This window comes from Nostoc sp., from assembly GCF_036917815.1.
Taxonomy (GTDB): Bacteria; Cyanobacteriota; Cyanobacteriia; order Cyanobacteriales; family Nostocaceae; genus Nostoc.
The window spans coordinates 1-22,753 of record NZ_JBALEK010000027.1; the positions used below are offsets into that span (position 1 = coordinate 1).

Consider the following 22,753-nt stretch of genomic DNA (forward strand, 5'->3'; position numbering starts at 1 on the left):
GAATATAGGTAGAGTCATTTCTCGCGACATCTTCAAACAGCAGTTGGGGATTTTCATCGAAGGAGCCAAACAAATCACTTGACTCTACTTGGGATAATGCTGAATCGGAAGTTTCCCCAAAAATGATATTTTCTGATAGTTCATCCACAGGATTCTCTGTGGTGTCCATCTGAATATAGGTAGAATCATTTCTCGCGACATCTTCAAACAGCAGTTGGGGATTTTCATCGAAGGAGCCAAACAAATCACTTGACTCTACTTGGGATGATGCTGAATCGGAAGTTTCCCCAAAAATGATATTTTCTGATAGTTCATCCACAGGATTCTCTGTGGTGTCTATCTGAATATATGTAGAATCATTTCTCGCGACATCTTCAAACAGCAGTTGGGGATTTTCATCGAAGGAGCCTAATGAATTAACTTCCAGATCAACAGCAGATATCTCTGGAGGCTGATTAGTAAATTCTGGAGCAAAATCTAAAGCTTCTGGCTGTTGCGGCCTGATAATTTCTTCCTCTGGATGCGGCGCAAACAGAGGCGTTTCAGAGATAAAGGCATCGTTGATTGCAGGGGAAATAGTTGAGTTACTTGGTGCTAACTCATCAAATAAATTACTTTCAGAATCTGATGATAATATCAAGTCTAGCTGTTCTTGGTGCTGGAAATTAATATCAAAGTCTTCTTCTATGTCAAAACTGCCTATAGGATAAGGTATGGGCTGCTGACTATCAGCAAAAATGTCATCAGCCGCCGGAGTAAACAAACTCTCCTCTAAAGCACTTTCCACATTCTGCTCAATTAAGGAATCGAATTCTTTCTGTTCCTCCGTGGTTTCTTGGTTCCAGAAGTTGCTTGGATCATTTTCAGATTGAGAAAACTCAGGTGCTGTGGTTGGAGATATATCAAATAAATCACCGATTTCTGGTTCACTTGTCGGCAGTAGTGTCTGTTCTTCTATATCAGCAAATAAGTTGTCCAAAGACAAGCCAGTTTGCTGGGGTAATTCTATGTAGTCACTAGGGCTAATTTTTTCTACCCAATTTGCATTTCTAGTTTCTAAGAATAAGCTATCAAAACTGTTTTCTTGGTTGGTAGATAGTTCTACACTGGCAAATGGCTCAGTTTCTGGTTGAATTGCTTCAACTGTTGGTAATAGTTCTTCATCATCATCAACTATATTATTTTGGAAAATCTCGCCAGGAGCCTGGTTTGGATCGCTAGGAATATCAATAAATTCTTGTAAATTTTCCGAAGAAGAAGAGTCTAAATTTATGTTAAATTCGTTAATATCACTCAAATCGAGAGTGTTAGCAGATGTCTCTTGATTTTGCGGTTCTGAATTCTCTTTTTCTAGGAAATTGTCGCCAAATAACAGGGATAAATCTTCTGTTGTGGCCGTGGTTGTTGGGTGCTGCGCGTTGCTTGTCTCTTCATCAAAGGAGAGGAAATCGGATAAATCGCCATCAGCAGCGTCAGTGCTGCTGAAATCAATTCCAAAATCATCGGTGGCAACAGTATCTAAGGTTTCTTCTTGATGCCAGCTTTCATCTAGTTCGGGACTCTCACCATCAAATAAATCGGCAAGGGTATTTAACTCAGCTATTCCTACCTCTGGCCCATTGGGGTCAAGATTGTTACTGATTGGATGTGCTTCGTCATGTGTGGTGAAAGCAAGACTGGTGTGAGTTGCAGCATTTAGTGGTGTTCCTTGTAACTGAACATAGGGGCGATCGCGATCGCGACTATTCTCGTTTAGATTCAGTTCTTCAGTTGTCTGGGCTAACGGTTCGGCGTTACCAGATGGAATTGGCTCTGATTCTGTCAAAGGCGCAGAATCTTCATCAAACAAATTAGAGGTAATTTCTAATAACTCAATTTCTGCCAAGCTCAAAAGTGCTTCTAGTTGCTGACTAATTGCAATTTCGGCTTCCCTATCTTGCAGAACTAATTCTTGAGCTTGCTTGATTTCGGTAATGACAATTTTAGCTAAAGTTAGATAAGTATTTTCGGGATTAGCGATCGCACTGGCTGCTGCTTGACACAAACCACACCACTTGGACAGCTTCCAAGTCTCACCAAGTTTGACTAACTGGTAACAGCATTGCTGGAGATTTTGCCGAGTTGAGGGGGTTGTGGTTTGCTTAAATAGTTGCAACATTTCCCGCAGTGTTTGCATCACTTGGGCTTGAAACTCGCCCCAGTTATTATTTTCTTGAGCGGTAACTGGCGATAGCGCAGCGTTAGCGAGTCCGCGAGCGTCTCGTGCCGTGTTAGCGAGTCTGGGAGTGTCTCGCATCTCTTGGGGTTGGGGTGCTACCGAGTCTGAAGATTCCTGATGGGTGTCTTCTGCCAAACTGGGAATATCTCGCCGCAGGAAAAGTTCTGTAAGTGTGGAGACATTCTCTACAGAATTTGTGTGTAGTTCTGTTGCGGCTACTCCACTGTTCGCTTGTTGTACAAGTAGTTCCAGATGCTGATACAGCCATTGAAAGACTGGTTCAGTTTCAGACATCAAAGTATTAGCTGCATCTTCAGAAAGACCATAAGGCCCGCTCAAATGCTCTAACAGCGATTTTAGAGTATCAGATACACCAAGAAATAAAGACTCTAACTTTTGGTCAATCTGAACCGGATTATCTTTAAGAATTTTAAAACAATCTTCCAGACGGTGGGAGGTATGCTGGATGCTAGTCAATCCAAGCATCGCCGCTCCTCCTTTGATAGAGTGAGCCGCCCGGAAGACCTCACTGATCATTTCCGGGTCGTTCAGGGTCCCCTCTAAATTCAGCAAGCCTTGCTCAATGGTATTCAGGTGATCCCTGGCTTCTTCAATAAAGTAACCCAAAATCCGCTGTTGTTGTTCCGGCAGCATAGTTTTTTAGTCAAGAGTCATTAGTCATTAGTTATTAGTCATTAGTCATTGGTCACTTGTGCTGAACGTTGCCGTTGGCGCAGCCTCTCGCAGAGAAGTATTGGTCATTAGCAAATAACAAAGGACAAAGGACAAATGACAATTTATCTGGTTTCCATAGTTTCCACTCGGAAACGTTCAACGGAGGCGATCAAGTCACGGGATACACCTACTAAGTGTTGTAGGGCACCTGAAACTCGCTGTGCTTCCTGGGAGGTTTCTTGGGCGGTGAGTTCTACTGATTGCATTACATGGGCGACGGCGCGGGAGGTTTCCGTTTGTTCCACAGTGTCGCTGGTAATGGAGCGCACAAGAATATCGATGCGATTCGCTACTTGAATAATGTTTTCGAGCGATCGCTTGGCTTCTTCTGCCAATTTTGTCCCTTTAATTACTTGTTGTGTGCCTTCTTCCATTGCGGTCATTACTGAACCTGTTTCGCTTTGGATTTGCATCACAATTTGTTCAATTTCCTTCAGGGATTTAGCAGATTTATCTGCTAACTGGCGCACTTCATCTGCCACGATCGCAAACCCGCGTCCAGCTTCTCCCGCTCTTGCCGCCTCAATACTAGCATTGAGTGCTAACAAGTTTGTTCTGGAAGCAATTTGAGAAATCAACGCCACAATTTTAGAAATTTCTTGGGAAGATTCCGCCAACCGCTTCACTTTGCGAGTGGTTTCGGCAACGGTTTCCCGAATTTCTAAAATACCCGCTACGGTATTTTCTACCGCTTCGCCACCTTTGAGAGCGATCGTACTAGCATCGCGGGCAACGATTTCAGCTTCCCGCGCCGCCTCTGCTACCCGTTGAATCGAGTCGGTCATCACCTGTACAGAATTCAGCGTCACTACCAACTCTTCTGCTTGGCGCAAAGCATCACTCGATAAGGCTCTAGCAAAGGTTTCGGAGTTGGTTGCACCTTTTGTCACATCCTTCGCCGCCACTTTTACCTGTTGCACAATATCCCGCAAGTTTTGAATTGTCAGGTTAAAGGCATCAGCTACGGCTCCCAGGACATCGGCTGTCACTTCAGCTTGGACTGTTAAATCGCCTCTAGCAGCTCCTTCCACATCATCCAAGAGACGAATCACCTGGCGTTGGAGGTTTTCTTTGGCTTCCTCTTGTTCATCGGCTTTCCGTTGGGCTTCACTTGTGGTTGTGAAAATTACCCGCGCCATTTCATTAAAGGCACTGGCTAAATGCCCCAATTCATCTTCGGAAAACACTGTGGCTTGAGCATTCAGATTTCCTTGACGTACAGCCTCAAACTGATTTTGCAGATCATCAGTTGTGCGCCGAATTTGTTTAAGCGCCAGATTACCCATGAAGCCTGCGGTAGCAAAACCTGCAATCCCAGCTGCTAGTGACATTGCCCAACCTGTATTGCGTACTGATTCTCGTTGTTGGGGTGGCGAAAATGTGGTGGCAACAAAGCTAATTGTGGCGACAACCAGCGCCGAAACAATGCCCACACTTCCAGCAATTAACCATTGCTTCCTCTCAATGGAGGCATTCTCTAATGGTGCTAACCATCCTTGTTCGATGCTGACATTGGGTTCTAGTTTCGAGACATCTGTTTGGCTAAAGACTGGAACCGCTTCATGGGAACCAGTCATCGAGAATAGTTCTTCTTCGCGATCGGCTGTATTACTTGAAAAAGCCTCTGCTACTTGAGAGCGTCCACCATCACGAGCTTCTGCTGGAGAAGAATGCATTGCCAGATCGCCGAAGTTAGAATCTCCTTCGAGCATATCAAACCCTGGAATATTGCCTAAATCGTCAAATTCCTCAAAGTCATCTAAAAACTCGATATTGCTCTTAGAATTTTCTCCATTCAGTATAGTAGCTGAGTCTTCATAAGAACTTAAACCCTCTGAGCCAAAGGCAGACTCAAATGCTTCCATATCAAAATTTTCATCGCCATCAAAGCTATTTTGATCTGCGAATTTATCTGATTTAAGCTGCTTTTGGTTCTGAGGTAAATTGCTACTAAAAGATGAAGATTCCTTAGACAATACTGGCAAAGAAGCTTCCTCTTCTTGCAATTTTTTGGGTTTCAGCCAATTATGTGCCTCGGTTTCAGGCAAATTATCTTGATTGCCGTATTCCAATTTGTTTGTTGTTGTTGAATCATTTCTCAGGTCGTCTGCAATAATCAGTAAAGTTTCGTCTCCAAAACTAGATTTGTTATATTCTAAATTTCCAATACTCTGCTCTGGTGACTTTGACTCACTCAACAAATTAGGGAAATTATTCTCGCTATTACTAGCTTGTGAATTAGAAGACGAAGAGTTATTATTGTCAAAAGTTGAATTTCCGTAAGGAGAATTTATCCCATTATCTGAGAATTGACTATTTACTAATGATTCTTCCAGAATATCTTCTGAGATATCTTCCTGCCAAAAAGCAGGCAATTCTAATTCTGTGTTTTCCTCTAAGTTGCTATTTGACCCTTGTTCCTGTAATTCTTCTTCATCCAAGGCAAAGGGATCGTCACCAAAAGGTGTAGAAGAATCTGATATTTTTACTGTTCTAATACTATCTTCTGTAGGCAGATCAAATGGACTTTTTGAAGATAGTTCTTCAACCCCATTTACAGTCTCTTGATGCTCTCCAAAAAAGTTCAAATCCAGGTTCTTGCTGTCAAACTCTTCACTAGCCCCCAAATCTTCTAATTCTGGTTCGCTATATGCCAGTGCATCAGACATCTCTGAGGAATTTATTTGTTCTTCACTTCCTGATGTATCAATCTCACCACTGAATGAGTGTAAATATTGATCGATATTCTCAATTCCATTATTGGCAAAACCAATAATTTCTTGATCGTTAGTCAAGCCCAATACCTGTTGATATTCTTCTTTTGCTACATCATACTGCTGTAAAACATAGTAGATGTGACCCCTTAACAAATGGGAGTTGGGGTCATCTGGTAAATTTTGCACCACTTGGTCAACTAAAGTGGCGGCAACCTCATAATCCCTTTGAACATAGGCGGTCATCGCCTGTTGATATGTTGGCTCGTAATTATCAATACTTGCTGCCATTTCCTCCTCCAATTTCATCCTGCCCACCTAGCACTCCGTACAATTGCCATTTGATCGAGCAGTCGTAAACACTGATTGTTTTTAGCACCTAATGACCACTCTCCACGTAAAAAGGGAGCCATAGTATCTGGAACACCAGTTGGTGGCATGAGATTTTGGACATCTAACCAGTCCATACCACCGATTTCCTCTACTGCTAAACCCACTATTATGTCTTGCTCTTCAATGGCAATCACCGAAATTTCAGCTCTATCCGTGTTTAATGCACTTGCTTCCCCCAGAAATTGACCCAAATCGGCCACCCAAATAACTCGACCTCGTAAATTTAGAGTACCCAAAAGTAAAGGAGAAGCATTAGGAATCGGGGTGATTCTATCAGGACTTAGTTCAATTACCTCCCGGATGCCAGTCGCTTGTAGTGCAAACTCCTGATGCGAGGGAATGTAAAACCTCAAATGTAACTCACCTTCAGGACTTTCTACTTGTAATTCTGGTCGGAAGTGGTCTTGACCGTTGCCACCTAAAAAGTCCGGTTTGCTGACCATGTTGTTTTTATCCTTATCCTCGCAGCAGTTGTTTGACTGTTCCTACCAACTCGGTTGGTTGAAACGGTTTGGCTATGTAAGCGTCTGCACCCTGCTTCATCCCCCAGTAGCGATCAAATTCTTCGCCTTTGGAAGAACACATAACCACAGGGACATTTTGGGTTTTTGGATCGGATTTTAACCGCCGACAAACTTCGTAGCCATTCATCCGGGGCATGACAATATCCAATACCACTAAATCGGGAGGTGCTATTTGAATTGCCTCTAATGCTTCTAATCCGTCACTGGCGTGGGTGACTGTTAGGCCAGTTGCTTTCAGGAGGTCTGTAATCATCTCCCTTTGCGCGATACTGTCTTCCACAATCAGAACTGTACTCATAAGTATCTATTTACCTCCTGATGTAGACGTTCCTAATTGGAACATTCCCTGATTCCTCCGCAAATATTAACTGTATAAATTAATTGTATGTTCTCACTATTTTCCTGGATATTGACATTTCACGAAGTTAGCTGACTCTGTGATAACATCTTTTAACTCATCTTTTAGTAGATCAACAAATCTTTGATCTCTTTATATGCCCCATAGATGAGGGAGATGAGGGAGTGAGGGAGTGAGTGAGGGAGTGAGGGAGTGAGGGAGTGAGTGAGGGAGTGAGGGAGTGAGGGAGTGAGGGAGAAATAATCAATGCCCCATGCCCAATACTTCTCTTCTTAGGCTGCGCCAACGGCAACTCTTGGAGACGCTACGCGTAGCAAGATCCCCGGAGGGGTACGCTCAGTACAAGTGCCCAATGCCCTATTTTCATTGGTTGTTGATATATTTATCTACGAGCATAAGTAACTCAGTGTCTGTAAACGGTTTTGTTAAATAATCTGTTGCCCCGACCATGCTAGCTTTGACTCGATCAATAAACCCATCTTTTCCGGTAAGCATGATAATTGGCGTGAGCCGAAATGCTGTTGAATGTCGCAGCATGGCGCAAACCTCGTACCCCTCCAATTCCGACATAGCAATGTCGCATAAAATTAAATCCGGTTTGAGTTGAAAAACTAGACTCAATGCCTCCAAAGGATTGGTGAGAGCGATCGCTTCATAACCTTGTGGTTGTAAGATGGAATTTATAGTCTCACCGATGGCGATCGCATCGTCAATACATACTATCCGCCCCCTCGGTTTTCCCTTCAATTCCCAACTATCCGTGTGGGCATCTGTTTTGTTGGTCTCTGAATATACTAACTGTAGCCAACTTTGTTGCAAATAAGGATATATTGCCTTAGCGACTGTCAAAATATCTCGGTTGAGATAGCGAGCCAGTTGACGCAAGGATGTTTTACCATCAGCCCAATGTTGTAGCTTATTCACGGTTGCTTCTGGTAGGGAAGATTGTAGCTGAACTTTGTCAGATAGTACTGGTAATTGTTCTGGGGACTGAATGTGTGGATAGAGTTGCTTCCACTCTTGCACCTGCTTCGTAATTTTTGTCACAAATGGAGAAATCTCAAAAGTGTTTAATTGCGGGGTAAGTGCCACACCCTGATGGAAAATGAAGTTGCCTTGGCGTAAACTCAGTAGGTCAAAGAGAGTTTCATGCACCAAGCCCTGAATGATACTACCAGCGATTTTTGGGTTGATAATATTCCGCTCCAAGAGTGCCCAAAGATAGGCATACTCTGGCGCGTCGGTTGGTGGTAGGGAGGCAATTTGTTTGTCGGTGAGTCGCATTTCAACTTGGTAATGACGTAAATAATCGCCAATTCTGGCGAAACTACTCTCACCTTCTTGGCAATAGATTATTTGACCATTCAAGAAAAATACGAACCAAGACTGTTGTTTCGGGGGATAAATGCTTACTCCCTCTCCACCCAGTTTGTTGTTATAGTGAGAGCTATAAGCTTCCACCCATAGTTGCCCAGTTCGCTGTCCCAACTCAATCAATTGCAGGATACTGCAAATATCAATTTCAATTAAATTTCCCTGCATTTATCTAAAAAGTACTCCTTAAGTATTGCTGAATTCTAAATTCGGAATTCTGACTTCTTCTTTAAGTATTGATTATGTAGTATTGGAAAGATTTTTACTCTCTTCCTTGTTCTCACAGGAGAATACATTAAACTATAAACCTTTATTTTTCGTAATACACTTTGACAAAGCTAGTGTTAACACGGAAGTCATCATCACTGTCATCAGTACAAAATATAAAGGCGCGACTAGCTCGCTTGTATAAGTATCAAGACGTAATATCTCGCGTCTATAGTTTTGTCTGTCTTGTTCTCCTAAACCTCGGTTCAGTGAGACAAGTTAACAGAATTATTTAAGATATATCCCAAAAAATGAAGTTTAAGTGCATCAATAAAGGACTAACGGTGTGCTGTATTTAGCAGAAGTACAAAAACAGAAAGGTGGTTTACTCGGTGGCGGTGCCAAAACCGAACTGAAACTGCTAGCTTGTCAGCGAACTGACCAGAATTGGAGTACTGTGTCAGAAGAAGTGATTGCCGCTGAGGACGCAAGTAAGTTAAATGATGGCGCTCTGGTATTGGTTGAACTGAATCCGAATCGTCAAGTGCAACGGGTTCAAGAAGCAGGGCGGCCACTAGTCAACATTTTGCAGAATTTTTCCCGCCAGTTGGAGAAGTTTAAGCTCAAGGAAGATGAGATTGATCAGTGGAAACAGTCGCTAACCTTTCAGGCGCAAGAGTTGAATCGCCGTGAAATGGACATGGAGGTACGCTCAGAACAGTTGCAAGAAATGGAGGATGAGTCGCAACGTCTGGAGGAGCAAAAACAGGAAGTTGACACCTCACGCCAGGAAATTGAACGATTACAAGCAGAAATTGATCGCAACCGCCAGGAGTTGGAAGGCGCTTGGGATCATTTACGGGGTGAACAGCGTCGCCTAGAGGAAAGTCTTGCGGATTTTAAATCAGGGACGGTTTTGGATGAAGAGCAAAGTCGGGTAATGAGTGAGTTGCTCGATCGCTTGTCTAGTCGTGTTGTTCCCACGGAAAAAGTCAGAGAACATCTGCATTTAGCTCTTGAATTGGTCGAAAAGCAGCAAGCTACTCTTACCCCGCACTGGCAAAAACTAGAGGAGCAAAAAACCGCGATCGCTCAACAGCAAGAAGAAGTAGAGCGTTTGTCACAAAGTTTTAGCGATCGCCAAAATGCATTACAAGAAGCACAAAATTCTCTAGTTCAGCAAACAGCCCAATTGGAGATAAATACAGCAAACCTTACCAACAAGCAAGAGTATGCTCGGATCATCAAAGAGCAGTTACGAAACGCCGAAGAGTTATATCAACAGATGCACTCTTTAGCTGCAACATCTGGTGATGTAGTTCTCGGCCAGCAAGTTGATGTGGAAGCTTTGAATAAATTGCCTTTAGAAGAACTACAAAAAATAGTGCAAGACTTGCAGCATAAGGTGCAAATAGACGCTAGCTTTGTTCACGATCAAGAACAAGAACTGATATATAAACAAGAAGCTATAGAAGAACTCCAAACTAAAATAAATAAGGCATCTGACCGTGACCACATTAATTTGGAACTGGAACTAACGGATGAAAAAGACCTCTATCAGATGCTAAATTCCAGTTTGGTGGGACAACGCCGCAACATGCTACAGCATCAGAAGTTTCTCAAGCAACACCAAGCTGTACTGCTGAGACGGCAAGGACATACTGTTGCTGAGGAAGAAGAAAGTAAGAACAAAATTAATTTAGAACCGATTCTGTTACAAATTGAAACCCAGCGACAACAATATTCACAGGAAATCCAAAAGCTGGAACGTGAGATTGAACAGATTCGTTCTGGTATTGAGCTAAATCAGGGAATGATTGACAATCAAACTCACGATCTAGATGAAAAGCGTCGTGAACTGAAAGCGATCGAGGAAAACTTGCTATCTCTACGAAGAACAACTGCTGAATACTTTGGTCGAGTGAATCTTTATCAAGAAGCATTACAACCAATTCAGGATTCTTTAGATGGATTACGGCAAAAGCTGCAAGGAATTGGCGAATCGTTGGATCAATTCCAGGAAACTGGTGATGATCAAGTCCAAGCGATCGCGCAGTTGCGTCAGACTCTCCACAGTTTAATGCCTCAGCCATAATTACTGGCGTCTTAACAAGTTAGGAGTTAGGAGTGATGAGTTAGGAGTGATGAATTCAAGAAACTTCATAACTCAAATCTCAACACAGAAAACCAAAAACTCATAACTTTTAACTCCTAATTCCTAACTATTTCAACCAGATCCAGTCGCCTTCTACTTGAGCGATCGCACCGTCAGAAAAGGGATCAGTTTGCGATCAGGCTTCAGCCCTAACTTATTTTTTTGTGCTAAAGCCCAAGTACGAACTACGAGCTTAGTTATTCCATGAATAAACTAGATTCTACATGAAAAAACTCTCCTAGCTTACGCGCTTGTTCTGTATTTATCTTCTCTTGTCCATTTAAAATATTATCAACCAAATCTTCTGTTCCTAAAACTGCTACTAAATCATCTCTACTTCTCTCAGATTGCTCTAAAATAAATAACAACATAGATAGAGGATTATTCTGCTGGCTTGGCTGATAATATTCTTGCTCAAATTTTTCAATTAAAGTAATTAATAACTGGTAAAGTTCGTCTTCTTCCGGGGTGCGTCTACGGTGCATTAAATCTTCTACTATCGCTAAAGCTTGCTCATTTTCAGCTTCACTTTTTATCAGCTTGGGAAGATAAGCTGTTAATAGTTCTTTGTATTTATCTGGATTAAAAGTAAGGGTCATTCTTCCAGTTCTCCTTATCGTATTCCGCATGGGTGAGGATATACTTAATATAAATTAACTGCCCTTCATAATCTATACTAACAATCAAGCGATATTTATTTCCTTTAATATTGAAAACTGTAAAATTACTAACAGCTTCAGCTTTAGAAAAAACCTGCTGTACTTAAACTAAAACTAATAATGTGCATCGTCCCCGATCGCAAAAAGACTTTAAATAATTATTTCAAACAGATCCAGTCGCCTTCTACTTGAGCGATCGCACCACCAGGAAAGGGATCAGTTTGCGATCGGTTAGGCGCTATAATTAAAGCCGTTAATTTTTCGATGTGTTCAAAACTAGGGGCATCAGTCAATATTTGCTGCAATACCTGACGCATTACCCGGCGTTGCAACGCCAGTGGTGCTTTCTGCAACACCCGACGATTTAGCCTCAAGGGAAGAAGAGTAAGAGAATCTTCTTCATGCCCCATGCCCCATGCCCCATGCCCAATACAACTCTTGGAGAGGCTGCGCCAACGGCTTCGCTCAGTACAAGTGCCCAATGCCCCATCCCGTAACTGCTGGGCAGCTTTTTCTAAATATTCCACTTCCGCTTGGAGAAGTTCTGCTGTTTGGGCTAAAGCTGATTCTACTTGGGGGTTGAAATTATCTCGCAAATATGGTATTAATTCTTGGCGAATGCGGTTGCGGGCATATTGCAAATCTTGATTGGTGGAATCTTCCCAAATTGGTAATTTAAATTCTTGACAAAATTGCTCTGTTTGTATTCGCGTGATTTCTAAAAGTGGACGTACTAACATAACCTCTGTAGTTAGAGGGCGTTGCCAAGTCAGGGCTTGTAAGCCATCCGCACCGGTACCGCGAATTAAATTGTAGAGGAGAGTTTCGGCGCGATCGCTGGCGGTGTGTCCTGTAACTATATATTGATAATTATTTGCCTGTGCGATCGCACTTAAAGCTTGATAGCGCCAATCGCGTGCAGTCGCTTCACTATTTATCGGTTTGTTGGCTGTTTCTAAATAAAAGGATGTACCCCAAGTTTTCGCTAAGTTTTCAACGTGGTGAGCATTCGCTTGGGAGTCAGAACGCCAGCGATGATCGCAGTGAGCGATACCTAAAGACCATCCCCATTTGGATTGTAAATCTAAAAGTAATTTTATTAAACACAGAGAATCTTGTCCACCGGAGACAGCGATTAATAGGCGCTGGTTGCGGTCAAATAAGTGCCGCGATCGGATGGTGCGATGTATTTTTGCGTGTAGAGCAGTCCATACCATTTTATTTTTTTTCAGCGCACACAGACACAGATAATTCTCTATTATATCAATGTCTGTAAACTCGCGTATTAGTTTTTACCTTCATTGAGTTGCTGCCGAAGATCGTCAAGCGGAGAGCTTTGATATTTGATATTTAATAAATTATCTTCGATTTCAGTTTCATCAGGGCAAAATTCTAGGCGTACTCTAATTTTACCTGTTCGCCATTGTTGACCAGGTATTAAAACACAACATTCAAATCCTTCCCCAAATACTCTTGATGCTGACAATGTACAGTGTTTTGCCCAAATTTTCTTGACTTCCTTTAATAACTGAAAGACTATTTGAGTGCGGGGTAAATTTTCAAATGCTTCTTGGTGAAAATGCACAACATCATCATCAGAATTTAGAGTTTCCCATTCATCATTCATAATCAATCTTTTGTAACTCAATTTATAGTTCCCAAGAGATCGGAATTAATTGCTTAGATTTGACTTGCAGCCACAACTTGTTTAACTGTCAATCCTAGTTGTGGGAAAGTAATAAAGAGTTCTAAGTATAGAGTATTGAATGGGACTAAGAAAAGCCCAAAGGCTTGTGTCATCTCGTTCCCAGCCTGGAGGCTGGGAATGTATTTAGAATGGGCTGCTGCCTCTTGTCAAGCTACTGGAGGCGGCAGCCCTCTCAGAATCGGTTCCCAGCCTCTAGGCTGGGAAGCAGTTAGAGCAAGGGCTGTATCTTTTCTTAGTGCCATTCTATAGAGTATTGATTGCAATTAATTTTACTCAGCACTGTTTCAGTGAGAGACATTATACATCATAAATTTTTGTTGTAATTAGTGCAGAGTAGAGCTAGCGTAAAGTGGACAATTTGACAATCTTTAATACTAAAACTACTTAGCGTATAGTCATAATCTGTCCGCATGCAAGAAGAACGCAAGACACTTAATATATGGTTCAGAATCTCGAAAGAACACGCCAGAGTGCAAGGTTTCCAGAAACGGCACCGGCTGCTAATCCCGTATTTTTTAGAACCTATAGCCGCCGCACCAAGGCGGGACTAAGGGAAACATGGGATGAGGTGTGCGATCGCACTATACTCGGCTTAATCGAGTTAGGAAAACTAACTCCAGAAGAAGTTGCCATCCTATCTAGGATGCAGCGTAACTTAAAAGCTATGCCCAGTGGACGCTGGCTATGGGTTGGTGGTACAGACTGGATAACCAAGCCAAAGAACTTTTCCGGGGCTTATAATTGCACCTCCACCAATCTTGAAGACTGGAGTGCCTTCGGATTAATGATGGATCTGGCAATGATGGGCTGTGGTACTGGAGCCGTCCTAGAACCACAATTTATTAACAAGTTGCCCTCCATCCGTAATCAACTGAATGTCACTGTAAAAGGTGAAATTGGCAGCACTCCTGTCCAACAACGGCGTGAATATACTGAAACTCATATAGAAGGCAATAAGGTCACTATTCACGTTGGAGATAGCCGTGAAGGTTGGGTTGAATCATATCAAACCCTGTTAGAACTCTCCACTAATGAACAATTTTCAGCAGAAGTTGAAGTATTAGTTGATATCAGTGATGTCCGAAAATCCGGAGAAACTCTCAACGGTTTTGGAGGAGTTGCTAATCCTGTAAAATTGCCCGGACTTTATCAGCGTTGTGCATCTATTTTGAATAAAGCTTTAGGGCGGCAATTAAATTCAGTTGAATCCTGCCTATTAATTGATCAAGCTGCTGTCACAATTGTTGCAGGTAACATTAGGCGATCAGCTGGGATGAGGCAAGGTTCTAACGAAGATAGTTTGTTCGCCGATGCCAAAGATAATTTATGGCAGCAAGATGAAAGTGGCAATTGGCGAATCGATCCAGAGCGTGATGCTCTAAGAATGGCCAATCATACGAGAGTTTTTCACCGCAAACCGACCTTAGAAGAATGTATTGGTGCTGTCGGCAAACAATATTACAGTGGCGAGGGAGCGATTCAATGGGCTGGTGAAGCTGTGGCGCGATCGAACATTGATTTGCTACCAACTCCTAACTTAAAAATTGAGTTCTTGAAAGCTTACGAACAGGGAACAGCAAAACAGTGGTTCAAAGAACGTTATCCAAATCTTGATGCTAATGAGCTAGAACATCGTTTGCAGCGATATGCTTTAAATCCGTGTGGTGAAATAGTAGGCGCTAACTTCCATTGTGTGAGTGGTGATACCTTGCTCATCACTAGAGATGGAATGCATAAAATCAAAGATGTTGTTGGAGGTGAAATTGAGATTTGGAATGGTCAAAAATGGAGCCAAGTAACACCATTTAAAACTGGTAGCGAACGCAAGCTGTATCGAGTCAAATTTGCAGATGGTACTTACTTGGATGCGACCGAATATCATCGCTTCTTTGTGAAAGATAGATTTGATAAAGAATACAAAGAAGTGCAAACTAAGGATTTGATGGATGTTAGTAAATATGCCATCCATACTGAGCCTTTTACTATTCGGTATGAAGATGGATTAAACATCGATCCAAGTTATGCCTATACTTTGGGAATAGCTGTAGGAGATGGAACTACAGACAAAAATGGTAATGCCAAAGTTAGACTCTATGAACAGAAAGCAACTTTATCTGTAATTGGAAGTAAGTCTCCTAAAAGAAACTATGACTACTCACCGACTTTTACAGATGTAACAGACTTAGGTTTTTCTGGAGAATTTTTAAAGAGTTTAAAAACAAATCCAGAGTCACTGAATGTAATTGCTAGTTGGAATCGCCAAGCAATTTTGCACTTTATCGCTGGTTTAGGCGATACAGATGGCACAAATACACATAGTAATGGCATTAGGATTTACATCTCTAATTCCGAACGTGCGTATCGAGTGCAATTACTACTAACTAAATGCGGTATCCGTTCTTCTTTAAATCTCTGCGCTCATAAAGGTTCAGTAACTAACTATGGTATTCGCAGTGAAGATTTATACTACTTGCAAATTACTGACTGTGGACAAATTCCTTGCCAGCGTTTGGATGTGAGCAAAGGGTGTGATGCCAAATACAAAGGTAAATGGCAAATAGTCAGAGGTGTGGAAGAATTACCAGGTTTGCACGATACTTATTGCTTCAATGAACCAGAACATCACAAAGGAGTATTTGGTAATACCCTAACTGGCAACTGCAATTTGTCAGAGGTTCACCTGAATCAAATCGACCCACATAACTACAAAGAACAAGAGGAAGCTTTCACTGCTGGGGCGCTATCTGTAGCAGCACTTTTAAATCACAAATTCCTGGAACCACGCTATCAATACAGCCGTGAATTAGACCCAATTGTGGGAGTTTCTTTTACTGGCTTATTTGATTTCTTTGTCCATGCCTTTGGTGTTGATTGGCTGCGCTGGTGGGAAGCAGGAAGACCTGGAACTCTACAAGGATTAGCTTTCAAGCGTGAGGAAGAGAAATACCTAAGTTCTTGGAGAGATATTGTACATCGCGTGGTTTGGGATTATTGCGATCGCCATAATCTCAAACGTCCAAATCGCTGTACCACAGTTCAACCTAGTGGTACTAAGGCTTTATTAACTAACGCTAGTTCAGGATGGCATCCCCCCAAGGCCCAAAGATTCATTCGCCGGATCACTTTTGGGAAAAATGACCCAGTAGCCTTAGCTTGTATTGACTATGGTTACAATGTCATTCCCTCTCAATCAGACAAAGATGAACAAGGCAATTTGCTCAACGATCCCTTTGATCCACGGGTGACTGAGTGGCTAGTAGAAATCCCTGTTTCTGTAACTTGGGCTGATTTATCTGGGGCTGATGAAATTGATATTTCTAAGTTTTCAGTCTTATCCCAATTTGATTTTGTCCTCCAGGTTCAGCGTTGGTACGTTACTCATAACACATCAGCTACTTTAGAACTTCGCTCTGATGAAATCGAGCCTTTGGGACAGCGCATCTACGAAACCATCCAGAATGATGAGGGATATATTTCAGCCGCTCTTTTAGCCCGTTTTGACGATTTGCAATCATTCCCACGTTTGCCGTTTGAACCAATAGACAAATCAACCTACGATCGCTTAACTCAAGAGGTGAAAGCGCGGCGCAAAACAGATGACTTCTGTGCAGTACTAAGCCGCTACGATTTAGGCGAAATGACAGAGGCAGGCCCTAGTGGTTGTGATTCTGATAAGTGTATGTTTCCCGATCAGCAACCAAGCTCATAGGGAGTGGGGAGTGGGGAGTGGGGATGAGGGAGATGAGGGGGTTAATAATCAATGCCCAATACAACTCTTGGAGAGGCTGCGCCAACGGCAACTCTTGGAGACGCTACGCGTAGCAAGATCCCCGGAGGGGTACGCTCAGTACAAGTGCCCAATGCAATGCCAAACTGATATCTTGCACCAGGCGACTGGAAGTCGCGCGCCAGGTGCTTCTCCCAGGGGGAGACGCTACGCGAACAAGTCGGCGGAGCCGCCCAACGCACTGGCTTGGCTACACAGGCAAAACCTTGATTTTGCATTAGTCCGCGTAGGCGGACGAGAGTTTGTATAGCCGCGATTTCTAATCGCCAGGGCTAGTAGTCCGTCAAGTTTAAATTGAGGGGTATTAATTTAGTTCGTAGTTGCGCTTTAGCGCTAAAGCGCAACTACGAACCCCTCAAAACTAGCTTGACAGACTACTAGCCCCCCTTTTTAAGGCAGGGCTGATTCATTCCCTAAAAGACCTTAATTTACAAGCGTATCAGTCAAAAAAATCAGGTTTTTAAACACTCTAATTGGGTCAAAAACCAGGCGATCGCACTTAAATTTACCGATTGAAACAGTAATTTTTCGATTACCAACTCACTAAATTTTCTGGTTGATACTCTTGACAAAATTCTGATCTGAACGAATGAAACAGCCCTGCCTTAAAAAAGGGGGGGAAAAGAATCAAAGTCCCCCAATTTATCGTAAATTCAAGGGTTTAAGACCCCAACCATTACACGTAGTATCAGTTGAGTTGGGGTTTAAATCCCCGACTCCAACTGTCTTTAATTTTGAAGTAATAAGTAATACCCATTACTCATTACTTATTACTCATTACTCATTTATTTATTTTTTGGAAATCACTTACTAGTTGATTGGCACTCTGAGCATGAGCGCACCCACTTGGTCTGGTGTGGGGCCGGGCTTGAAATTGACATGGCAGAGCGCACATTCGGCCCTAAAGTTGCTGAGGGGGATCGATCGTCGATAGTACCATTGAGCATTCACACGTTGTACGGACGTGTATGGCTGCCCCGCCATCGCCAGCGTGTTTGCCTGACGCTCAAAGTCGTCGCTGGGGCGATCGTTTTGCCGAAGCGGGCCAACGGTGCCGACTAACCGCATATCTTTGTTTTGATCGTTAAATATCAGCGAGATGGAGTGTTTACCCTGCTCCACGTTATCCACCGTAGTCTCGTTGAACTCCTGCGTCAGCGCTGCGAACAACGTGTTGAACATGAGATCGCTCGTCTGTTGGGCGATCGCAACCTGCCCAGTTGGGGGTGGATAGTCAAAAGCACGGGCAATTCCGGTGAAACTGAAGCCGATGACGAGCATCAGCACAAAAATTCCATAGCTGACTAGCTTTTTCAGACGCATTCTCTTACTCTTTTGGTTTTCTATTGTTTCTGACTCATACCAATTCTGTGTGAAGATACACATAACAAAACCCCTATGTAGTCTTCCCTTGGCAAGGGGAACGTAGCCGGGGGTAGATATATGCAACTTCACAAAGAAACGATATCAGCAACTCCGTATTACGGATAAAACCTTTACCGAAGAAAAGCAGAGAACACAAGGGAATAATTTATTTTTTACTTGCAAAAAGGGTATGTTCGCGTAGTATATCGTACAATCTTATCATATCGATCAGGGAAAATACTAGTACATAACTGCGTAAATCTAAGTACCATCTCAATTAACCTCAATTAACTAGACAAGACGCAGACAAGCAGCTTGAGCAACTGGTTAAAGGTCGGCAAACTTCCGCCACAGTGTACTAGTTGCCTGTCTATTTGATACTGCAAGTCCCAAAAGTACCTTCTTTAACGATCGCAAGGCAAGGCTAGACTTTTTATCCTATTCCAAAGATACTAAAGCCAGGTCTATAAGCATCGAAACATGGAATCCCTAACCTCTCGTATGCACGCGGTGCAATCGCCGATTATTCCTGTGGTTGGGGAACTGATTAAAAATTCTCCTGGTACAATCTCTCTAGGACAAGGTGTTGTTTCTTACAACCCACCACCGGAAGCGATAGAATTTTTATCCAAATTCCTGGCCGAACCAACCAATAATCTATACAAACCAGTTGAGGGAATTCCCCCGTTGCTGACAGCACTTGCAGAAAAATTGCAATCCTTCAACGGGATTGAAATCAATGAGGAAAACTGCATCGTCGTCACAGCAGGGAGCAATATGGGATTTATGAATACCATTCTGGCGATCACTAACCCCGGCGACGAAATTATTCTGAATACGCCCTACTATTTCAACCATGAAATGGCGATCGCAATGGCTGGTTGTCGCGCCGTGTTAGTGGCGACGGATGAAAATTACCAACTGCGAAAAGAAGCGATCGCTCAAGCAATTACTCCCAAAACACGGGCTGTGGTGACAATTTCACCAAATAATCCCACTGGAGTCGTGTATGATGAAGCGACATTACGCGAAGTAAATCAAATTTGTGGCGTTCAGCGAAGCTGTGCTGGAGGCACTCACAGCATTTACCACATCAGCGATGAAGCATATCAATACTTTACATATAACGGAGTAAAACATATTTCACCTGCGGCCTTTGCTGGTAGTAGCAAGTACACCATTTCTCTCTATAGCCTTTCCAAAGCCTACGGTTTTGCAAGTTGGCGCATTGGCTACATGGTGATTCCCAAACACTTACTTATCGCCGTCAAAAAAGTCCAGGATACGATTTTGATTTGTCCGCCAGTAGTTTCCCAATATGCAGCTTTAGGAGCATTGCAAGCAAAAGAAGAGTATTTGCAGAGTAATATTGGGGCGATTGCTCAAGTGCGAGAACTAGTACTAGACTCCCTGAATCGTCTACAAGGTTTATGTACCATTACACCCGCCAATGGCGCTTTTTATTTTTTCCTGAAAGTTCATAGCCAAATGGATGCTTTGGAATTAGTTAAAAGACTCATCCAGGAATATAAAGTAGCAGTTATTCCAGGCACAACCTTTGGCATGGATAATGGATGCTATCTACGAGTTGCTTATGGGGCGCTCCAAAAAGAGACGGCAAAAGAAGGTATCGATAGATTAGTGCAAGGTTTGCAAAATATAGTTAGGAGTTAGGAGTCATCCAATTTTGGATTTAGGATTTTAGATTTTAGATTTTTCCTTCAATCCAAAATGTAAAAATTCAGGATTCAGAATTACATTGAAATGTTAAACTATACCCTCTAACCCAAAGATTTCACAAAGGCGTTATGAAAAATAACGATAATTTTTTCTTGCGTAATACTTGGTACTATGGTTTGCCTAGTAATCAGATTAAGCCAGGTATGATGATCAGCCGCATTTTCTTGGGAGAGCCAGTGCTGCTAATTCGCGATCGGCATGGCAAAGTGTCTGCGATGACAGACATTTGTCCTCATCGCGGTGTGCCCTTGAGTTGTGGTAGATTCGATGGGCAGGAAGTGGAATGCTGCTACCACGGTTGGCGCTTTAACTCTGGTGGGGGGTGTACTGCAATACCTTCTCTTGTAGAAGGACAGGAGATGGATTTGAGTCGCTTCGACGTACAATCATACACAATCCGGGAAGCCCAAGGGAATATCTGGATATATATGGCTGATGCCGATAACCCTCAACCTGCTTTGGATATGGAGATTCCGGTGATTCCAGGATTTGATGAGCGATCGCTACGGGGGGCTACGCCAACGCCCCAATTCGTAAAGGTCGTGAAATTCCCCTGTTTTGTGGATCATGCAGTGGTAGGTTTGATGGACCCGGCTCATTCACCTTATGTTCATCGTGCTTGGTGGTGGCGAAATGAGCAATTGCATGAAGAAGTGAAGCAATTTGATGCTTCGCCCTATGGCTTCACCATGCGAAGACACCGATTACCAGCCAATGGGGGTCGATTGTACTGGCTGATTGGTGGTGGTGTGCCGGAAACGGAGATTTCTTTTCGTTTACCTGGAGTCAGAATAGAAGAAACCACAATTGGCAATAATCGAGTCGTTAATTTGACAGCAGTTACACCGATTTCAGAGACGGAAACTGAGGTAACTTTTCTTCTTTACTGGACACTTCCTTGGGTGGGATTTTTCAAGCCACTAATACATCTCCTGGCGGGGAGTTTCATTGACCAAGATCGAACGGTTGTGGAAAAGCAACAGATTGGACTTAAGTATAATCCTGTACTGCGACTGATTAAGGACTCAGATATACAGGCGCAGTGGTACTACCAGTTGAAGCGGGAGTACGCCCGATCTGTCGCTGAAGGACGAGAATTTGTGAATCCTGTTAAGGGTCAAATACTCCGGTGGCGTGGTTAAATTACTCCAAATTAAATTCTGCAAATTCTGTTTGCTCAAATAGCATATTTCGGTCTACGGCTGACAGGATTTTATTATTGGCGCGTTGGCTATTTAAACAGCGAACAACTAACTGCGCCACATCTGCACGATTGATGCTACCAATAATCTGGGGATCTTCAGTCAAAACGCCATTACCGGTTGCTGGTTCTGACTTGAGTCCACCTGGACGGATGATTGTATAGGTGAGTCCACTGGCAATTAAGTGTTGTTCGGCTTTGTCTACTCTTTTCAAAATCAACCCCTGGAGTCAGACTAATTATTCCTGGTATAGTTTCCGCAATCCAGTTAAAGAGAATCACCACTAATCCACCTTCAGCGAGTCTAACCGCCAACCATTGATATTGTTGAGCATCACAGTTAAAGCCGTTGAAGAAAATCACTACTGGAAAAGGTGCCTTTTCTAAATCAACTGGCAAAATTTCCCTATTTATTTCTACTTTACGCCTCAACATCTGGGCTGGATAGAAAATTTTCAGGTGAATGGTATCGTAAGGAGACTGGAAACCCTCGATTTTAGCAGCTTGGAAAAAAGCACGGACTGTCATCTGGTTCTTCCTAAGATCATTTGCAGAAAATTTTTCTATTGCCCTAGTACAACTGCTCGTAGCAACCCAAATATAGTGACATAGCAGACTTTTACATCTCTCCTAAAAGGCTTTGAATCTGACTCCCCAACCCTTGTAGCGTTGGGGTTGGGGGTTAGGTCTATATTAGACATCTCCAGAAATTAAATCTGCGTTACCAGAACCCTTGTAGAGACGTAGCAGTGCTACGTCTCTACATTCTTTTTCAGCAGATGTCTATTGAGTAACTATAAATTGCAAAAATATTAGAATAGCAATTATACCTAACCCAAATGTAGGAAGTATTTCAGGAAACAATTGTGCCAGTGTAGCAAATAACTTTTCAATGGATTTAATTATGGCTAAAAAATCTCAACCTAATCTAGAACAATACCAAGATGTCAGATTATCTGCCACCACAAGAATTTGGCTAATTACAGTAGCCATTCTCGGAGTTTGTGTCCCACTGTCAGCCGTTACTAGAAGCGGTGCTATTCTTCCTTTAGTTGCCATTGGTGGCGCAGCTGTTGGGACAGTTGCTGTCTGGCGTTCTGATGAGCAAAAATCAAAAACTAACTATTTACAACAGCAGCAAATAGAACTGTTAGAGCAAAGATTAGCGAATTTAGAAACAATTGTTAGCAGTGATGACTTGAACTTGCAAATGAAAATTAAACAGATCGAAGCAAGAGATACTTTTGGCGACTCATCTAATGTCAGTACTACACCCAGACAACCAAAACGCAAAGGTTAAACTTAGCCAATCTTCAACATTTATGGCGATTTCAGATGATCTACCCCAGAATTATCGCTACTAAGTCGTTTTTGTGTAGGCATTTGTTGACTTGACGTTACCGCAACCTTTGAAATCGCTCTCAGATTAAACTTTTCTTGGCAGCGATAACTGTTTCTAGGGAAACAGTATCTCCTTCGACCTGTCCGTTAGAATTAACAGACATCATCTAATTCTATATACTTCAGCTGCATCAGTTCATGAAACGTCTAATTGCTATCTCTTTCCCAGAAACATCTGCTAATGGCTATGTTTTACTAGACTGCTAAGATTACT

General features: G+C 42.6%; 17 protein-coding genes and 2 pseudogenes. 6 read left to right on the forward strand and 13 right to left on the reverse strand.

What is annotated here, in order from left to right; all coding sequences use genetic code 11:
- From V7K97_RS07480 to V7K97_RS07500, 5 genes are all read right to left on the reverse strand, one after another.
- Positions 1 to 2,872, reverse strand: a 2,872-nt coding sequence (locus V7K97_RS07480) for an Hpt domain-containing protein (RefSeq protein ID WP_334800192.1), incomplete at its 3' end; no start/stop codon positions are given.
- Positions 2,873 to 3,015: 143 nt separating this feature from the next.
- The gene (locus V7K97_RS07485) at positions 3,016 to 5,958 is read right to left on the reverse strand and encodes a methyl-accepting chemotaxis protein (RefSeq protein ID WP_334800193.1); all 2,943 of its coding nucleotides are present in this window, start codon (positions 5,956 to 5,958) and stop codon (positions 3,016 to 3,018) included.
- A gap of 14 nt (positions 5,959 to 5,972) precedes the next feature.
- A complete protein-coding gene (locus V7K97_RS07490) occupies positions 5,973 to 6,503 on the reverse strand; it encodes a chemotaxis protein CheW (RefSeq protein ID WP_334800194.1) in 531 nt (176 codons plus the stop codon).
- Between the two features lie 13 nt (positions 6,504 to 6,516).
- A complete protein-coding gene (locus V7K97_RS07495; RefSeq protein WP_069073698.1) occupies positions 6,517 to 6,882 on the reverse strand; it encodes a response regulator transcription factor in 366 nt (121 codons plus the stop codon).
- A 423-nt stretch (positions 6,883 to 7,305) separates the two neighbouring features.
- Positions 7,306 to 8,484 carry a response regulator gene (locus tag V7K97_RS07500; RefSeq protein WP_334800196.1) on the reverse strand — a complete coding sequence of 393 codons (1,179 nt, stop codon included), beginning with the start codon at positions 8,482 to 8,484 and terminating at the stop codon, positions 7,306 to 7,308.
- A 385-nt stretch (positions 8,485 to 8,869) separates the two neighbouring features.
- Between V7K97_RS07500 and hmpF the strand changes: the two genes are divergently transcribed.
- On the forward strand, positions 8,870 to 10,618 hold the full coding sequence (hmpF, locus tag V7K97_RS07505) for a pilus motility taxis protein HmpF (protein ID WP_334800197.1): 1,749 nt from the start codon (positions 8,870 to 8,872) through the stop codon (positions 10,616 to 10,618).
- A gap of 257 nt (positions 10,619 to 10,875) precedes the next feature.
- Here hmpF and V7K97_RS07510 read toward each other — a convergent pair whose 3' ends face one another.
- The 4 genes and pseudogenes from V7K97_RS07510 to V7K97_RS07525 form a co-directional block, all read right to left on the reverse strand.
- Positions 10,876 to 11,277 carry a helix-turn-helix domain-containing protein gene (locus V7K97_RS07510; protein WP_334800198.1) on the reverse strand — a complete coding sequence of 134 codons (402 nt, stop codon included), beginning with the start codon at positions 11,275 to 11,277 and terminating at the stop codon, positions 10,876 to 10,878.
- Positions 11,261 to 11,440 (reverse strand): annotated as a pseudogene (locus V7K97_RS07515) (type II toxin-antitoxin system HigB family toxin); the annotation flags it as partial. The pseudogene V7K97_RS07515 and the gene V7K97_RS07510, both read right to left, overlap by 17 nt.
- 55 nt (positions 11,441 to 11,495) lie before the next feature.
- Positions 11,496 to 12,554, reverse strand: a complete 1,059-nt coding sequence (tilS, locus tag V7K97_RS07520; RefSeq protein WP_334800201.1) for a tRNA lysidine(34) synthetase TilS — start codon at positions 12,552 to 12,554, stop codon at positions 11,496 to 11,498.
- A gap of 68 nt (positions 12,555 to 12,622) precedes the next feature.
- Complete coding sequence (locus V7K97_RS07525; RefSeq protein WP_334800203.1) at positions 12,623 to 12,964, reverse strand: KGK domain-containing protein; 342 nt, start codon at positions 12,962 to 12,964, stop codon at positions 12,623 to 12,625.
- A gap of 198 nt (positions 12,965 to 13,162) precedes the next feature.
- Here V7K97_RS07525 and V7K97_RS07530 point away from each other — a divergent pair, with 198 nt between their 5' ends.
- Both V7K97_RS07530 and nrdJ read left to right on the forward strand, forming a co-directional pair.
- Complete coding sequence (locus V7K97_RS07530) at positions 13,163 to 13,294, forward strand: hypothetical protein (RefSeq protein WP_334800204.1); 132 nt, start codon at positions 13,163 to 13,165, stop codon at positions 13,292 to 13,294.
- A gap of 190 nt (positions 13,295 to 13,484) precedes the next feature.
- A complete protein-coding gene (gene nrdJ, locus V7K97_RS07535; protein ID WP_334800205.1) occupies positions 13,485 to 16,754 on the forward strand; it encodes a ribonucleoside-triphosphate reductase, adenosylcobalamin-dependent in 3,270 nt (1,089 codons plus the stop codon).
- A gap of 41 nt (positions 16,755 to 16,795) precedes the next feature.
- Here the strand turns inward: nrdJ and V7K97_RS07540 are convergent, their stop codons facing one another.
- Both V7K97_RS07540 and V7K97_RS07545 read right to left on the reverse strand, forming a co-directional pair.
- Positions 16,796 to 17,050 carry a hypothetical protein gene (locus V7K97_RS07540; protein ID WP_334800207.1) on the reverse strand — a complete coding sequence of 85 codons (255 nt, stop codon included), beginning with the start codon at positions 17,048 to 17,050 and terminating at the stop codon, positions 16,796 to 16,798.
- Between the two features lie 592 nt (positions 17,051 to 17,642).
- Positions 17,643 to 18,155 carry a hypothetical protein gene (locus V7K97_RS07545; protein WP_334800208.1) on the reverse strand — a complete coding sequence of 171 codons (513 nt, stop codon included), beginning with the start codon at positions 18,153 to 18,155 and terminating at the stop codon, positions 17,643 to 17,645.
- 522 nt (positions 18,156 to 18,677) lie between these two features.
- Here V7K97_RS07545 and V7K97_RS07550 point away from each other — a divergent pair.
- Together V7K97_RS07550 and V7K97_RS07555 are read left to right on the forward strand one after the other, a co-directional pair.
- Complete coding sequence (locus V7K97_RS07550; RefSeq protein WP_334800209.1) at positions 18,678 to 19,871, forward strand: pyridoxal phosphate-dependent aminotransferase; 1,194 nt, start codon at positions 18,678 to 18,680, stop codon at positions 19,869 to 19,871.
- A gap of 134 nt (positions 19,872 to 20,005) precedes the next feature.
- Positions 20,006 to 21,079 (forward strand): aromatic ring-hydroxylating dioxygenase subunit alpha, encoded by a 1,074-nt coding sequence (locus V7K97_RS07555; protein WP_334800210.1) that lies wholly within the window; start codon positions 20,006 to 20,008, stop codon positions 21,077 to 21,079.
- A gap of 1 nt (position 21,080) precedes the next feature.
- On the opposite strand, the pseudogene V7K97_RS07560 reads toward V7K97_RS07555, so the two are convergent.
- Both V7K97_RS07560 and V7K97_RS07565 read right to left on the reverse strand, forming a co-directional pair.
- A pseudogene (locus V7K97_RS07560) lies at positions 21,081 to 21,341 on the reverse strand (NAD(P)H-binding protein); the annotation flags it as partial.
- Positions 21,253 to 21,666 (reverse strand): hypothetical protein, encoded by a 414-nt coding sequence (locus tag V7K97_RS07565; RefSeq protein ID WP_334800254.1) that lies wholly within the window; start codon positions 21,664 to 21,666, stop codon positions 21,253 to 21,255. The pseudogene V7K97_RS07560 and the gene V7K97_RS07565, both read right to left, overlap by 89 nt.
- A 376-nt stretch (positions 21,667 to 22,042) precedes the next feature.
- On the opposite strand from V7K97_RS07565, the gene V7K97_RS07570 reads away from it, so the two are divergent.
- On the forward strand, positions 22,043 to 22,438 hold the full coding sequence (locus V7K97_RS07570; RefSeq protein ID WP_334800212.1) for a hypothetical protein: 396 nt from the start codon (positions 22,043 to 22,045) through the stop codon (positions 22,436 to 22,438).
- The last annotated feature ends 315 nt before the right edge of the window (positions 22,439 to 22,753 follow it).

Bases quoted from the DNA above. Each gene is read 5' to 3' on its own strand.
- V7K97_RS07485 (WP_334800193.1), bottom strand. From the start codon at position 5,958: ATGGCAGCAAGTATTGATAATTACGAGCCAACATATCAACAGGCGATG.
- V7K97_RS07490 (WP_334800194.1), bottom strand. From the start codon at position 6,503: ATGGTCAGCAAACCGGACTTTTTAGGTGGCAACGGTCAAGACCACTTC.
- V7K97_RS07495 (WP_069073698.1), bottom strand. From the start codon at position 6,882: ATGAGTACAGTTCTGATTGTGGAAGACAGTATCGCGCAAAGGGAGATG.
- V7K97_RS07500 (WP_334800196.1), bottom strand. From the start codon at position 8,484: ATGCAGGGAAATTTAATTGAAATTGATATTTGCAGTATCCTGCAATTG.
- V7K97_RS07510 (WP_334800198.1), bottom strand. From the start codon at position 11,277: ATGACCCTTACTTTTAATCCAGATAAATACAAAGAACTATTAACAGCT.
- tilS (WP_334800201.1), bottom strand. From the start codon at position 12,554: ATGGTATGGACTGCTCTACACGCAAAAATACATCGCACCATCCGATCG.
- V7K97_RS07525 (WP_334800203.1), bottom strand. From the start codon at position 12,964: ATGAATGATGAATGGGAAACTCTAAATTCTGATGATGATGTTGTGCAT.
- V7K97_RS07530 (WP_334800204.1), top strand. From the start codon at position 13,163: ATGTATTTAGAATGGGCTGCTGCCTCTTGTCAAGCTACTGGAGGCGGC.
- nrdJ (WP_334800205.1), top strand. From the start codon at position 13,485: ATGGTTCAGAATCTCGAAAGAACACGCCAGAGTGCAAGGTTTCCAGAA.
- V7K97_RS07540 (WP_334800207.1), bottom strand. From the start codon at position 17,050: ATGCAAAATCAAGGTTTTGCCTGTGTAGCCAAGCCAGTGCGTTGGGCG.
- V7K97_RS07545 (WP_334800208.1), bottom strand. From the start codon at position 18,155: ATGCGTCTGAAAAAGCTAGTCAGCTATGGAATTTTTGTGCTGATGCTC.
- V7K97_RS07550 (WP_334800209.1), top strand. From the start codon at position 18,678: ATGGAATCCCTAACCTCTCGTATGCACGCGGTGCAATCGCCGATTATT.
- V7K97_RS07555 (WP_334800210.1), top strand. From the start codon at position 20,006: ATGAAAAATAACGATAATTTTTTCTTGCGTAATACTTGGTACTATGGT.
- V7K97_RS07565 (WP_334800254.1), bottom strand. From the start codon at position 21,666: ATGACAGTCCGTGCTTTTTTCCAAGCTGCTAAAATCGAGGGTTTCCAG.
- V7K97_RS07570 (WP_334800212.1), top strand. From the start codon at position 22,043: ATGGCTAAAAAATCTCAACCTAATCTAGAACAATACCAAGATGTCAGA.